This window comes from Hahella sp. CR1, assembly GCF_029813005.1.
Lineage (GTDB): Bacteria > Pseudomonadota > Gammaproteobacteria > Pseudomonadales > Oleiphilaceae > Hahella.
Window position 1 is genome coordinate 16,525 of record NZ_JAPELK010000009.1, and the last position, 13,410, is coordinate 29,934.

The 13,410-nt window shown below is 55.5% G+C and carries 15 protein-coding genes; 9 read left to right on the top strand and 6 right to left on the bottom strand.

Features of this window, described 5'->3' with window-relative positions; genetic code table 11:
- Positions 1-2: 2 nt before the first annotated feature.
- The 6 genes from ONV78_RS20650 to ONV78_RS20675 form a co-directional block, all read right to left on the bottom strand.
- Positions 3-1,370: a TolC family protein gene (locus ONV78_RS20650; RefSeq protein WP_279506024.1), complete on the bottom strand. Its 1,368-nt coding sequence runs from the start codon at positions 1,368-1,370 to the stop codon at positions 3-5.
- A 7-nt stretch (positions 1,371-1,377) separates the two neighbouring features.
- Positions 1,378-2,499, bottom strand: a complete 1,122-nt coding sequence (locus ONV78_RS20655) for an efflux RND transporter periplasmic adaptor subunit (RefSeq protein ID WP_216737710.1) — start codon at positions 2,497-2,499, stop codon at positions 1,378-1,380.
- Positions 2,496-3,074: a metal-dependent hydrolase gene (locus ONV78_RS20660; protein ID WP_279506026.1), complete on the bottom strand. Its 579-nt coding sequence runs from the start codon at positions 3,072-3,074 to the stop codon at positions 2,496-2,498. Before ONV78_RS20660 ends, ONV78_RS20655 begins: the two co-directional genes overlap by 4 nt.
- A gap of 10 nt (positions 3,075-3,084) precedes the next feature.
- Positions 3,085-3,660 carry a serine acetyltransferase gene (locus ONV78_RS20665; RefSeq protein ID WP_216737708.1) on the bottom strand — a complete coding sequence of 192 codons (576 nt, stop codon included), beginning with the start codon at positions 3,658-3,660 and terminating at the stop codon, positions 3,085-3,087.
- A gap of 213 nt (positions 3,661-3,873) precedes the next feature.
- Positions 3,874-5,151 (bottom strand): glycosyltransferase family 4 protein, encoded by a 1,278-nt coding sequence (locus tag ONV78_RS20670; protein WP_279506028.1) that lies wholly within the window; start codon positions 5,149-5,151, stop codon positions 3,874-3,876.
- A complete protein-coding gene (locus ONV78_RS20675; RefSeq protein WP_279506034.1) occupies positions 5,148-5,564 on the bottom strand; it encodes a hypothetical protein in 417 nt (138 codons plus the stop codon). The genes ONV78_RS20670 and ONV78_RS20675 overlap by 4 nt, the downstream gene beginning before the upstream one ends.
- Positions 5,565-6,025: 461 nt before the next feature.
- On the opposite strand from ONV78_RS20675, the gene cysC reads away from it, so the two are divergent.
- The 9 genes from cysC (at position 6,026) to ONV78_RS20720 (ending at position 13,144) form a co-directional block, all read left to right on the top strand.
- Positions 6,026-6,688 (top strand): adenylyl-sulfate kinase, encoded by a 663-nt coding sequence (gene cysC / locus ONV78_RS20680; protein ID WP_279506036.1) that lies wholly within the window; start codon positions 6,026-6,028, stop codon positions 6,686-6,688.
- 76 nt (positions 6,689-6,764) lie between these two features.
- On the top strand, positions 6,765-7,829 hold the full coding sequence (locus ONV78_RS20685) for a GHMP kinase (protein WP_216737704.1): 1,065 nt from the start codon (positions 6,765-6,767) through the stop codon (positions 7,827-7,829).
- 60 nt (positions 7,830-7,889) lie between these two features.
- A complete protein-coding gene (locus tag ONV78_RS20690) occupies positions 7,890-8,699 on the top strand; it encodes a glycosyltransferase family 2 protein (RefSeq protein ID WP_216737703.1) in 810 nt (269 codons plus the stop codon).
- A gap of 17 nt (positions 8,700-8,716) precedes the next feature.
- Positions 8,717-10,156: a class I adenylate-forming enzyme family protein gene (locus ONV78_RS20695; protein WP_279506040.1), complete on the top strand. Its 1,440-nt coding sequence runs from the start codon at positions 8,717-8,719 to the stop codon at positions 10,154-10,156.
- A 29-nt stretch (positions 10,157-10,185) separates the two neighbouring features.
- Positions 10,186-10,767: a chorismate lyase gene (locus ONV78_RS20700; RefSeq protein WP_216737701.1), complete on the top strand. Its 582-nt coding sequence runs from the start codon at positions 10,186-10,188 to the stop codon at positions 10,765-10,767.
- Positions 10,768-10,841: 74 nt separating this feature from the next.
- A complete protein-coding gene (locus ONV78_RS20705; protein ID WP_011399865.1) occupies positions 10,842-11,093 on the top strand; it encodes an acyl carrier protein in 252 nt (83 codons plus the stop codon).
- Positions 11,094-11,115: 22 nt separating this feature from the next.
- A complete protein-coding gene (locus tag ONV78_RS20710; RefSeq protein ID WP_279506043.1) occupies positions 11,116-11,715 on the top strand; it encodes a serine acetyltransferase in 600 nt (199 codons plus the stop codon).
- 9 nt (positions 11,716-11,724) lie between these two features.
- Positions 11,725-12,306, top strand: a complete 582-nt coding sequence (locus tag ONV78_RS20715) for a serine acetyltransferase (protein ID WP_279506044.1) — start codon at positions 11,725-11,727, stop codon at positions 12,304-12,306.
- Positions 12,299-13,144 (top strand): sulfotransferase, encoded by an 846-nt coding sequence (locus ONV78_RS20720; RefSeq protein ID WP_216737699.1) that lies wholly within the window; start codon positions 12,299-12,301, stop codon positions 13,142-13,144. Before ONV78_RS20715 ends, ONV78_RS20720 begins: the two co-directional genes overlap by 8 nt.
- The last annotated feature ends 266 nt before the right edge of the window (positions 13,145-13,410 follow it).

The following is a 13,410-nucleotide window of genomic DNA, read 5'->3' on the forward strand; positions in this document are numbered from 1 at the left end:
GATTAATCTCCCTCTACGGAGCAGGACCATCGCGCGCCCGGCGTCAGCCGGAATTGCAGCAGCCACAGCTTGGCGTAGGCGTCCAATTTGCCCAGCTCAATTTGTCGGATATCGGAACGGGATTCGATCACCTCACTGACGCCCACCTTGCCCAGTCGAAACAGCTCCTGGTTCTTCTCCAGTTCGGATCTGGCGCGATCCAGGGCGCTGAGCGAGTTTTTCAGGGTCAGTAATTGCTGTTGATAGTCCCGATAATTTTGCAGGGTGACGATGCGTTGATTCGCCCTGATCAGATCCAACTGCCTCTGTTCTTTTTCCACCTGCAGCGCCCAATAGCGAGACTTGCCGCTGGCGCGCAGGGTGTCTTGCAGCTTCACCTCAAGACTGACTCCCACTGTGGTGAGATGCTTGCTCTCGCTAAAGTCTTCGTCCGCCACCCCGCGGACGGAACCGCTCAAGCCGAACGCCACGCCGTTATCATGGCGCGCCTGATCGTACTGGCGACGGGCGATGGCGAGTTGGGTTTGCTGCAGGATGACGTCGATGCTGCTGTTCTCCGCCGCATTGACGAGGGGCTCCAGGTCCCCGGCGGGGGGCAGGGATTCCAGTTTGAAGTCCGGCGTCGGCATGGCGTCGGCGGTTTGCGCCAGGAATGCGAACTTCTGGCTCAGATAGTCACGGTTATTCGCGGTTTGTTGCAGCTCGCCTTCCAGTTCAGCGACGGCGCCTTCCGCTTCCAGCAGATCTGAGCGTTCAATCAGGCGGGCCCGGGCGGCATTGCGCGCGATGTCCAATTGCGACCGGGCGTCCGCCAGCAGTTCCCGTAGCAGAATTTCCTGTTGTTGCGCCTGTTGCAGTGAGACCAGCACTTCCACCAGTTCCAGCAGGCTTTCCTGAAACAGCTTCTGATGCTTGGCGGTTTCATACTCGATGCGCTGCCGCAGAATCGCGGCGTCGTCGGTTTCCTGTCCCACCCAGCGGCTATTGCGGTAGATCGGCGCGTCCAGCGCCACCTTGGCCTGATTCACAAACCCGGTGCGGCGTCCGCTGACGGAGGTTTCATTGTCTGAGTCGATGAAGGCGCTCTGATTCTGCTCGAAGGCGAAGTTCCCCACGGATTCGCCTTCGTAGTACTGCGGCCCTGCGCTCAGAGTCACTTCTGGATACCATGCCTGTCCGGATGTGTATTCGAACTCTTTGCGCAAAGAGGCGATTTCCAGACGCTGCACCTGCAATTGCGGGCTGGTGCGGCACATCTTACTCAACAGGGCCTTAAACTCGGGGCGGTCTTCAAAGCCATGACAAACTCCCGCACTCAACGTCATGCAGACGCCGGCGGCGAGCGATAGCGACAACCTGGCTGACATCATGAATTCCTTATCCTTTTACCTTATCGCCGGCTTTAAGACTCTGCTGTCCCGCCACCACGATTTCATCTCCCACATGCAGACCTTCAATGATTTCCACATAGCCGTCGCCGGAGATGCCTACTTTCACCGGGGTCAATTCCGCGGCTCCGGACTCGCTGACCCGAAACACCACCGCGTCGTCGTCAAAGCGATTGATCAGGGCGATGGAAGGAATGCGCACGGTGTTTTTGTTCTGCTCCAGATACACCGTGCCAGTCATGCCGGGCTTCACGATCAGCTCGGGATTGGGCGCCTGCACATAGACCCGGGCGGCGCCCTGGCTTTCATCCAATTCGGGGTCCACCCGATAGATTGTTCCGTGCAGGGTGGTGCTGGTGAATGCCGACAGACGGATATCCACGGCTTTGCCCAGTGAGAAATTGCCCAGTTCTTTTTCCGGCAGCAGAATCTTGAACAGAATCGGGTCGATGGAATTGATGACCAGCGCTTCCTCGCCCTTCTTGATATAGACGCCGGGAAAACTCTTCACTTCGCTGACGACGCCGGATATCGGCGAGGCCACTTGCGTTTGCTTAAGCTCCTGGCTGGCGTTGTTAAACTGATGAGTGGCTTCGGCGAGGCTGCTTTGCGACTGGGTGAAGTTGAGAAACGCGGTCTTATACTGCTCCTGAGAAACGTATTCGCCTTCCAGCAGACTCTTCATTTCACTGAGGTTGGCGCTGTAGTAGTCCAGCAAGGTTTTGCGGTTTTCCACCAGGGATTTCGCCAGGGTGTAATTGGATTTGTAGAGCGTGTCGTCCAGCCGGAACAGCTCCTGGCCCTCGACCACCAGATCGCCCAGTTTGACCGGCTGCGCCCTGATAGCGCCTTCGATTTGCGGACGTATCGCGACGGAAACCCCTTCCGTGGCGACGGCGGTGGCGGCGAAGCGGGAGGTGACGTCGCCTGCGCCGACTTTGTGCAGCTCTACTGGCGCGGCGTTCCCCACATTGCGGGCGATTTCCGTGTTGGTGATTTCCATATGCTTTTTGGCGGACAGCAGCAGGAAGCCGATCAATCCGACGATCGCCACGATGAAGATGGAAAATACGAAATTGCGCTTCATGATGTTCAGCATGCGTCCAGTCATTTGAATCCTTCTATGGTGTTGCGGGCACCGCGCGCCTGGCGCCAAAGCAACCAGGTGAGCGGCGCGAACAGCAATAACTCGGACGCCACCGCCCACACATTGCGCCAGCCGATAAAGCGGGCCAGGGTGTCGTGGTGAGGTCCAATCAATAAAGTGAACGGCGCGGAGATGCGCGTATCGCTTAACGGCCAAAGCAGGGGGGCGCCAAAGCTGCTGTGCAGCCCCCGTTGCGGGCCGGTGAAAAAGTCCAGCAAGGTGTGGCTGAGCAGGGCGCAGGCGATTACTGCGAAGCGTTGCGTGTAGCCAGGCCAGAGCGCCAGCAGTTTCCAGCGCGGCCACGCCAATAAGGCGGCTGCAGCCAGTAACGTCGCTGGCGCGTGAGATGCGCGACTGTGGTAAGCGAGATGGTCGCCGCTGATGACATATCCGACCAGCATATCCAGATCCGGCGCATTGCCGAGCAGAGCGAAAAACGCCAGCGCGGCGGCTCCGGGCATAGGCGCGCCGCCGCGCAACGCATGGGCCGCCAGGAGACAGTCGATACCGCAAAGTGCGTGGGCCACTGTGGTCGCCATAAGTACGCCGTCAACTCTTGGGCTGCTTGAACTTCAGATAACTGCTGGTGTTGTTGCGCGAAACGATCCGGGCCGGTGCGCCGACGACAGTACAGTTATCCGGCACCGAGTCGATCACCAGCGCGTTGGAGGCGACTACCACATTGTCGCCGATGGTGATGTCTCCCAGAATCTTGGCGCCGGAGCCGATAAAGACATTGTCGCCCAGTCGGGGACGGCCTTTGCGTTGATAGTCAGGGCCGACGGTGACGCATTGGTTGACGGTGCAGTCTTCGCCTACGATTTCTGCGTCTATAAAAACGCCGGAGAAATTATGGATGACCAGACCGGGGCCAATAGCGACCCGGGGAGGAATGCGAATGCCGGTAATGGAACCCAGCAGAAACTCGGTCGGGAAATATAACAGCCACGCCGCCAGCTTCAACAAGGGATTGCGCGTGCGCGCGGCGTAGTGTCCCAGACGGTACGAGCACAGATAGAGCGTGCCCAGCTGGAACGTGATTTTCAGGTACTTGTTGACGAAATTGTCGATGCGCACATAGTGTGAACGCTTCCTGCGGATATCCGCCGCCAGTAAACCGGCCATGGTTACCTAACCTCCATATAAATCGGCTGCAAGAGCCTGTTCCCTGGGCTGGCGCTGACGCCAGGCCCCACCGGCGTGACGCGGACGCCGGCTTCGCCGTTGCATGTGGGCGAATGCGCAGATTGCCAGAATCCGCGCATTCGCGCCAGCGTTTCAATGACGTTGGAAAAGGACGGTTCGCTCCCTTGCCGCACTACATTCCTTTTATACACTTCAAGATCTTACGTCGTTTGGAGAGTAGGTCTCCAGAATGAACTCACGCAGCTTTTCCTTGGGCGCGCGTTCTCCTCCCGTATACAAATGTTCGTACAGCACTTCAATGCCTTGCGCCAATTGTCGCCAGGTGTAGAACTTGTCTACGACCTGACGGGCGGCTTGTCCCAGACGCTGGCGTTTGGCGTCGTCGTCCAATAATTGAATCGCCGCGTCGGCGAGCGCGTCGCAGTCATGGTTGTCCACGATCAGCGCATTGCTCTCATGAGTCAGTCCTTTCGCGCCGCCGCGAAATCCGGCGATGGCGACGCCGGCGGACATGTAGTTCAAGACCTTCACCGGATGTCCCGGGCACTCCGGACGAGGAATCACCGCCACATCGGCGACCGCCAGATAATCCGGCAGCTCGTCCAATGGCACCTGATCACAGAACAACACCTGATGGGCGATGCCCAGTTCCTCCGCCATGCGCTGGTATTTGCGGTGGGCTTCCGGGTTGGAGATATTGCCGACCAATAACAGCTTCACGTCATTACGGCGGGCGGCTACTCGCGCCATTGTCTCCAGCAGGTAGTCGATTCGCTGAAAGGCGTCTAGACTGCCTGTGTAAATCAGATAGTGGTCGTCTTTGCTTAACTGGTGGCGGGCGTAAATGCGCTCCGGATTGGGGTTATCAAACATCTCCGGTACGACCCCGGCGGGCAGTACGGTGATTTTGTCCGCGTCCACGCCCAGTTCCACCAGAAAGTGTTTGAGATCATCAGACACTGCAGTGACATGGTCGCCTTTGAAGGGCAGGGTTTTGTCCAGAAAAGTCGCCAGCTTGCGGGCGAAATCTTTGTTTTTGAAGAAGTCGTAGGTAGGCAACTCGTCGGTCATGCTGTTGACCGCGTTATACAGCAACGGCCGGCGCGTGATCAGTTTGGCCAGCCAGCCTATCAGCACGCCTTCATAATTGTGAGCGTGAATAATGTCGATATCGTATTTGAGGATGACGCGTATGAGCTTGAACACCATCAGCGGGTTGAACAGAAACTTCTCCGGGGAAGGGCCAACCCGTATGGCGTTTTTCTTGAAACCCGGAACCCGCACCCGATGTATGTGCGGCCCGACAACGGGAATGTCCTCTTTAATAGGGTAGGTGACGATATGGACTTCATTGCCCAGGTTCACCAGCGCTTCCGACATTTCCCTGATGGAGGCTGGCGATCCATGATTGGCGGGGAAAGGGCAGGCCGCCACCATGGCGATTTTAAATTTCCTTTTTTCTGGCTTCACTTTGTATGCATTCCTTCTAAAAGTGACGTAGATCCTGGCTGAAAAGCAAACAGGTTTAACCTGCTATTAACTCCGAAAAAGGCAATATTCGAGCCAAAGGAGGAGGGGCAGGATGACAGGTTTGTAAAATGAAAACCCGTGGTGATGACGATAAATGAGCGCAAATTCTCCTTTTTGACGCCGGCTTTTTCTCGCCGAAATACCCGATGTATAGAGGCTATGGCCCGGAAACCCTTTAGTGGCGCGGGATATCGCGAATAAGCTGACCGGGTGGTCAAAAGTGGTGCAAAAACAATGTGTAAAATATATTGACGATTCCGGTTTTGTTTGTCGTTAAAAGTATTGGGATAGTTTACAGAGATTAATAAGTGAACAGAGAAAATGGCCAAAGCGTAAACTGAATCGACATTCATCTTATTATTTTCTTTACACCTAGCGCATAAGCGGCTGCCCTTTTTTCTCTATCGGCGCCCTCAAATGAATCAAAAATTGAGGTAAAAATCGGGCTGTTTTCATTCCGGTACGTGAGAAAAAATTCATTTTTTTTCGGTGTTTTATACGGAGGCGGAGGCTCAAAGTCGTGATCTCCTATCTCGACTTCTTCCCGCGTAGGCCATCGTTAAACCGGTCTTAAGTGGAAGATAAAACAGCTCTTTATTTGTTCAGGTCGTAACCGGCGCCCGTCGGCTTCGCGATTTCCTCTGACTGTCATATAAGCGTCATCTGCGTTTTTTCCCTGTTTTGCGCCTTGCTCGGGCATGCTTTTTGCCTCGCTGAGGACATTGGGCTGCTGCTTTACTCTGCTGAGATTGCTCCCACGGATAAGGAAATGAACGCGGATTTGCGTTTCGCACATGGCTTCAGGAGTACGACGGTGGCTAAGGAATATACAATAAAGTCTGGGAATGACGTCTGCGCCGACATTGTCTGGCATCAGCATAAAATCAGTAAATCCCAGCGTGCGTCCATTAAGACGCAAAAGCCTTGTCTACTGTGGTTCACCGGCCTTAGCGGAGCAGGCAAATCCACGATCGCCAATGCAGTGGAGGCGCAGTTGTTTGACTTGCAGCGCCACACCTATCTGTTGGACGGTGACAACGTCCGTTATGGGCTGAACAAAGACCTGGGTTTCTCCGACGAATCCCGGGTCGAGAACATCCGCCGAATAGGCGAAGTCGCCAAGCTGTTTGTCGACAGCGGCATGATCGTTCTGAGCGCTTTCATCTCCCCCTTCCGCGAAGATAGAAAAATGGTGCGTCAAATGCTGGAGCCCGGCGAATTTGTCGAGGTCCATGTTTCGACGCCTCTCAACGTTTGTGAACAGCGCGACCCCAAAGGCTTGTACAAGAAAGCCCGCGCAGGCCGCCTTGAAAAGTTCACCGGCGTTGATTCTCCTTATGAACCGCCAGTCAATCCGGAATTGACTCTGAATACTGATGCAGTATCCCTGTCCGAATGCGTGGAGAGGGTTATCGGTTATCTCATTGCACAGCAATTTATTGTTGAAAGGGACGCAACACTGTATCGCGCTTCCTGAGCGCAAGGACTGCAGTTTGTTGTAACTGGACGTATTCAAGATGATTAGGTTACAAAACTAGGGAAAGGACTACTTTATGTTTTACCGATCAAAAGCTCCGCTAAGGATCAGCTTCGCCGGAGGCGGCACCGATATCGCCAGCTACTCCGACATATATGGCGGCAATGTTCTGAATGTCACCATAAACAAATACGCATACACCCATCTGGAATTGCGGGAAGTTCCGCAAATAGAAATCTACTCGCAGGATTTCGAAAGCATCACTCGCATCAAAGCCAACAAGGACCTTCAATTCAATGGCGAGAGCGACCTGGCCAAAGGCGTGATCAAGCGCTTTTACGAAGGTTCCGCCGGTTTACGCATCGTCACCCACAATGACGCCCCGCCAGGGTCCGGTCTGGGCTCTTCGTCAGCCATGGTGGTGTCGTTGATCGGCGCTTTCCGGGAACTCAAAAACCTGGCGTTAAGCCCTTACGACATCGCCCGACGCGCCTGCGAAATCGAGCGCGGCGATCTGGGGATTCTGGGGGGCATGCAGGATCAGTACGCGAGCGCTTTCGGCGGCTTTAACTTCATGGAGTTCCAGAAAGACCATGTCATCGTCAACTCGCTGCGCATCGACCCCTGGGTTATTCATGAACTCGAATACAACCTGATTCTGGCGTACACCAGAAAGAACCGGTTGTCTTCGCGCATCATTGAGTCTCAGGTCAAGAACGTAGAGCGCAACGACCAGGCGAGCCTGAACGCCATGCACAACCTCAAGGCGCATGCAGTGGAGATGAAAAAAGCGCTGCTGACCGGTCGTCCGGATGAATTCGGCAAGCTGCTGGATTACGCATGGCAAGAGAAGAAGAAAATGGCGGCGACCATTTCCAACGGTCAACTCGACCAGATTTATGAAGACGCGATTAAAGCCGGCGCCCTGGGCGGTAAAGTCAGCGGCGCGGGCGGCGGCGGCTTCATGATGTTCTATTGTGAGTCCACCCGTAAACGTCGGGTGATGGAAGCGCTGGTGAAAGCCGGCGTGGAAGTGATGTCTTTCAACTTTGAACTATCTGGCGTGCAGTCCTGGCGCAGTTCCCGTGAGCTGCGAACGCCGCAAACGGTGTTCACCAAGGACAAATTTCTGGCTGCGTGATTTACGGGTGGTTAAGTAAACGCCGGAATGGAATAACCCAGCGAAACAAAGGACAGTTCAATGGAAGCGGACATCATATTACGTAAGGTGGATAAGGCGCCCACAGAGGATGCCCAGACGGAAGCTTCGGTTTCCGCGCAAAATAAAAAATTATCTAGCGTATCTGTCGTATTCCCCGCCTATAACGAAGAAACGAATATAGAAATGACGGTCCTGAAGGCGATAGGAGCGTTTAAAAGGCATTTTGAAACCGTAGAGATCATTGTCGTCAACGACGGCAGCTCCGACGGCACGCGGGATATCCTCGAACGCCTGCGTCAGGAGCATGAGGAAGTGCGCCCCATTCACCATGTGCAGAACAAGGGATATGGCGGCGCAGTCAGGACCGGTCTGAAGTCGGGGCGAGGGGATTTTATCTTCTTCTCGGATTCCGATGGCCAGTTCGACCTGGAGGAAGTCGACCTGCTGCTGCGGCACATCAACGATTACGACATCGTGGTGGGTTACCGGGCGCAGCGCGCCGATCCCTGGCATCGCAAGCTGAACGCTTACTGTTGGGGAACCCTGGTGCGCTATCTGTTCGGTATTCGGGTGCGGGATATTGATTGCGCCTTCAAGATTTTCCGGCGCGATTTTATCCAGAGTATTCGGATTGAGGCGGAAGGCGCCATGATCAACACCGAGATTCTGGCTCAGGCGGGCATGATGCACTGTACGATCAAGCAGGTGCCCGTGAGTCACTATCCCAGGTTGTCAGGCTCCGCCACCGGCGCCAATCCGTTAGTCATCTTCAAGGCGTTTGTGGAGCTGTTCAATCTCTACGGCAAATTGAAGGCCACCGGCTATAAAGAGCTGCAAACCAAAGCATAGAGTGAAGTCGTAAACATATGTTATTTGCACGTTTTGTTGAGCAGGCGCAACGGTTTCCCGAAAAGGAAGCCGTTGTCTGGCGCGAGGCTTCCTATAGTTATCGCGAAATTATCAGCGCCGCCGCCGGATACGCCCGCACGTTGCGGGCGGCCGGCGTCGGTCCCGGCGAAGCGGTGGCGGCGCTGGTTCCCAACTCCATTTACTTTGTGGCGACCTCGCTGGCGGTCTGGGCTAACGGCGGCGTACTGTTACCGTTAAACGTGGCGTACACGCAGGAGGAAACTGCGTTGTACCTCGACAACGCCCGAGTGCGCTTCGCCTTTGTCGTTCCTGAAGCGGAAGCGAAGCTGCCCGCTGAGATGGCCCGTTGCGTGATTGGCTTGGATGACGGGTTGCCAGTGACGGATGAGGCCGCCCCGGAAGTCCGTTATCCAGGAGCGGCGGACGCCGTCATTATGTTCTCGTCAGGCTCCACCGGCGCGCCCAAGCAGGTAGTGCGCACGCAGGCGCAGGTGTTGGCGGAAGTGGAGGGCTCCGCCGTGACGCTGAGCATCACCCATGAAGATGTTATCGCCTGCAGCGTGCCGCTGTTTCACGCTCATGGCTTTGGCAACTGTTTCCTGGCGGCGTTGATGAATGGCGGAACCTTGTTGATTCATCACGGCGAGTTCAATGCGCGAAAAATGATGCGGCTGGTGTCGGAACATCAGGCGACCTTGCTGCCTTCCGTGCCGTTTATGTGCAAAATGATGGCGATGACGCCATTCAGGCAGGCGCCGGATTTGAGCCGATTGCGTTTGGCGTATACGGCTGGAGCGCCGTTGGAGGAAGACATATTCACCGGCTTCCGCGAGGCCTTCGGTATTCCTCTGGGGCAGTTATATGGCTCTACGGAAACCGGCGCCGCGGCGGTGAATGCGCATGTTTCGGCCGCTAACTTTCGCTCCGTCGGCAAGCCGGTGTCTGGCTCCGTTATCCGTTTGATCGACGATGAGGGAGAGCCTGTGGCCGCAGGCCAGGAAGGCGAAGTGGTGATCGACTCCCCAGCCATGACCCATGAGTACCGGGGGTTGCCGGAATTAAGTGCGGAAACCTTCCGCAAAGATGGTTACCATACGGGAGACCTGGGGCGGCTGGATGAGGAAGGCAATCTGGTCATCGTTGGACGCAAAAAACTGATGATCAATGTGGCCGGTCATAAAGTCGATCCCGCGGATGTCGAGGAAGTGATCCGGCGTATTCCCGGCGTGTTGGAAGTGGTGGCTTTGGGCAAACCCGACGGGATGTACGGCGAGATGGTCAAGGTGGCGGTGAAGGCCGGCGCCGGCGTCACCAGGGAGATGGTGGCGGCCTGCTGCGCGGAGCGTCTGGCGGCCTACAAAACGCCGAAAATTATCGAATTCGTAGACGAAATTCCAAAGAGTCCTCTGGGCAAAGTGCTCAGGAAGTATCTTTAATCCGCAAAGTTAAGTACAAGGTGGAGAGCATGTTAGATTGTTTTAAAGCAAAGGGATATATTGCTGGCGGCATCATTACCAACAAGCGCGATGAGAGTCTCGACATCGCTGCGATGCCGCCGATTTTGCGGACGCTTCTGGTCACCGACGGCACTGTGACCAAAACACTGGAAGCCTATTATTGGGAGCCGTTGATGGTCGAGCAACTCGGCCAGAGCGAACAGGCGTTGGAAGACGATCTGGAGGAAATGTCCTGCTACAAGGGCGACACCGTATTGCGACGCAACGTCTGCATCCGCGGCGTGGACAGCGGCGACATATACGCCTACGCCACCTCAATCATCAAAACGCAAGACCTTCCCGAGCAAATCAGCGATCAATTACTGCAGGGTAAAATCGGTATTGGCGAGCTGCTGCGGGAAATGGGCCTGGAAACCTATCGTCAGGTCGCGGACATCTACCGCGAAATTAAACAGGAAGTGGTCCCGGGCAGCTCCAGCTACTACTGCGGAGAACTGATCTGCCGCACCTACTATATCTATGTCGGTCACAACCCGGTGATCCAGGTGACGGAGAAATTCCCCTACCGCCTGTATATCAAAAAGGGCTGACGCTTCACCGCGCAGTCCGCAGAAAGGGTTACGGAAACAAAGGCTTAAACGGAAGTGAACATGGAGAAAATAATATGAGCCAATCGGATACGCTAGAACGCTTGAAGTCAGTCGTAGGCGGCGTCACCCGCGTCGATTATGAAGGAGTGGGTCTCGACGAACCCCTGAATCTGGATTCCATTCAGCGCATTTCACTGATTGTGGCGTTGGAGGGGGAGTTCGATATCGAGATCGACAGCGAAAGTCTGGAGCCGGAAACGTTTGACACCTTCGGCGCCATGGCGACCTATGTGGCGGGATGCGTAGCGGAATCCGCCGGCGTCTGAGCAACGGACAGCAAAAGGACTTATGCAAAAGATGGGACTTTTCAGCCTGATCAAGGCGGACGTCAAATTCAAGCAGCAATGGTTTCTCAGCCAGAAAAGCTGGTTTACCCGTAACGTGCGGGTATTTCTGGAGCCGGGCACCATTGCCGTCATCGTCTATCGTTACGGGAGCTGGGCGCGCACCATCAAGCCCGCTCTGTTGCGCATTCCTCTGTATATTCCCTACGCCCTCGGCAAGGTTCTGGTGGTGCTGGGGTTCGGCATCTACGTTCCCTCCAAGGCCAAAATCGGCCCGGGATTCGTCATTCACAACTTTTCCAACATCTTCATCAGCGAAGGCGAAATCGGCAGCAACTGCATCGTGTTCCAGGGTGTGACCACGGGGCACCTGCGTGAACAGCCGGAGCCGCCGAAGCTGGGGAACAATGTGTTTCTCGGCGCCGGCGCCAAAGTGTTGGGCAGTGTGAAGATCGGCGATAACGTCGTGGTCGGCGCCAACTCGGTGGTGATCTCCGACGTGCCGGACAACTGCACGGTGATGGGAAACCCCGCCCGCATTATCTCCCGGGAAACCAACTGGATGGCGGAGAAGCGGGAAGGCAAGAAGGTGGTTAATTACTGAAGACGGAACATGATAACGAACATTAAACAGGATGTGAGGCGCAAGGCGGAGCTGCTATACGGCGACGCCTCCACCGCCAATTGTCTGCGCGCATTGCCGCACAGAGGGACGCTCGCGGGGATGGTGTATCGCTTCGGGAGGCAGGCGGGCGCTATCAAATTCAAACCCTTGTCGTTGCTGCTGAAAGTAGCGTACTTCGTGTTGTTTTATCTGGTGCAAATGTTCACCGGCATCAGCATCCAGAGCTACGCGAGGATCGGTAAGGGCATGGTGGTGTGCAATTTTTCCGGCATCTTTGTATTGGCGGAGGAGATCGGCGAGAACTTCACCGTGTATGAGGGCGTGACCGTCGGCAATATTCGCGGCAAACCGCGTCTGGCGATCATTGGCGACAACGTCACTCTGGAGCCTGGATGCAAGGTGCTGGGCGACGTCACTATCGGCGATAACGTAGTGGTGCGCGCGAACAGCCTGGTGATCACGGACGTGCCCGCCAACTCAATCGCCATTGGCAACCCCGCGCGTATCGTTCCCATGAAGACTGAGGAAAAAGTGGAAGAGCCCAAGGAGAGGATGGCGCAACATGGCTAAACCATTCAACGTCGACTTTATCGGCATCGGTTCTGGAAAATGCGGGTCCACCTGGTTTTTCGAAAATCTGGTGCAACACCCGGAAATATTCGACGGCAACCCGAAAGAAATTAACTATTTCAGTGACCTGTACGATCAGCATGAATTCGCCTGGTATGAGTCGCAGTTCAAAGGCAGCGATGACCACCTGTTGAAGGGAGAATTCTCGGTGACGTACATGTATCGGCCGGGAACGGCGGAGCGCATACGCCGCCATTTTCCAGAGGCCAAGATCATTGCGATTGTGCGTGATCCGGTGCAGCGCACGTTTTCCGACTACCTACATGCTATCCGCAAAGGCGATATCGCCGGCAGCACCTCTTTCGCGGAGTTTATCCGCAATGAAGAGCACCTGAAGTTCGGTTGTTACACCCAGTACCTGGAGCCTTTTTTTGCGAGCTTCCCCAAGGAGCAGATCAAAATCATCGTGCTGGAGGATTTCAACAAGGATTACGCCAGAGGCTTTCGTGAAGTCTACGAGTTCCTCGGCTGTCAGGACGTGAACTTCCTGCCCGAAGGCGTGGAGCAGCGCAGAAATCAGGCGCGTTCCTACCGTTTTCTGTTTCTGGAAAACATCATGGTGCGCACCTATCGAATGCTGGCCAAATCCGGCTACACCCGTCTGACGGAAGTTATCAAACGCACCGGCGTGCCTGAGCTGTTGCGACGTTTGAATGTGAGTTCCAAACCGCTGCCGAAAATCGACCCGGACAGCCGGGAAGTGCTCAGCAGCTACTACTCCGGCGAGAAGAAATTCGTCGCCGAATTGACCGGCAGTAATCTGTCGGCCTGGCAGTAAGAACTCTTGTTTGCATCTTCGCCCGTAAGGGCTTTCAAGGGGCGCGGCGGCGCCCCTTTTTTGTTGCGGCTCCGGTGCGCAGGCCTTCATGGCCGTCTGCAGGCCGCCGGCGAAGCCTAACGTTCTGTGGATGGCGCGCGGTGAAACGGTCATCGCAAAGTGGGTTCAAAACGCGCATTCTTCACCTGCCTGAAAGCCCTTAAATGACGTCGCATTTCACTGTTCGTGACGCCCGGAAAGCGCCGTTTTTGTCAAATCCTTTTTTA

Coding starts and splice junctions, on each gene's coding strand:
- ONV78_RS20650 (WP_279506024.1), bottom strand. CDS start 1,370: ATGATGTCAGCCAGGTTGTCGCTATCGCTCGCCGCCGGCGTCTGCATG.
- ONV78_RS20655 (WP_216737710.1), bottom strand. CDS start 2,499: ATGACTGGACGCATGCTGAACATCATGAAGCGCAATTTCGTATTTTCC.
- ONV78_RS20660 (WP_279506026.1), bottom strand. CDS start 3,074: ATGGCGACCACAGTGGCCCACGCACTTTGCGGTATCGACTGTCTCCTG.
- ONV78_RS20665 (WP_216737708.1), bottom strand. CDS start 3,660: ATGGCCGGTTTACTGGCGGCGGATATCCGCAGGAAGCGTTCACACTAT.
- ONV78_RS20675 (WP_279506034.1), bottom strand. CDS start 5,564: ATGAATGTCGATTCAGTTTACGCTTTGGCCATTTTCTCTGTTCACTTA.
- ONV78_RS20685 (WP_216737704.1), top strand. CDS start 6,765: ATGTTTTACCGATCAAAAGCTCCGCTAAGGATCAGCTTCGCCGGAGGC.
- ONV78_RS20690 (WP_216737703.1), top strand. CDS start 7,890: ATGGAAGCGGACATCATATTACGTAAGGTGGATAAGGCGCCCACAGAG.
- ONV78_RS20695 (WP_279506040.1), top strand. CDS start 8,717: ATGTTATTTGCACGTTTTGTTGAGCAGGCGCAACGGTTTCCCGAAAAG.
- ONV78_RS20700 (WP_216737701.1), top strand. CDS start 10,186: ATGTTAGATTGTTTTAAAGCAAAGGGATATATTGCTGGCGGCATCATT.
- ONV78_RS20705 (WP_011399865.1), top strand. CDS start 10,842: ATGAGCCAATCGGATACGCTAGAACGCTTGAAGTCAGTCGTAGGCGGC.
- ONV78_RS20710 (WP_279506043.1), top strand. CDS start 11,116: ATGCAAAAGATGGGACTTTTCAGCCTGATCAAGGCGGACGTCAAATTC.
- ONV78_RS20715 (WP_279506044.1), top strand. CDS start 11,725: ATGATAACGAACATTAAACAGGATGTGAGGCGCAAGGCGGAGCTGCTA.
- ONV78_RS20720 (WP_216737699.1), top strand. CDS start 12,299: ATGGCTAAACCATTCAACGTCGACTTTATCGGCATCGGTTCTGGAAAA.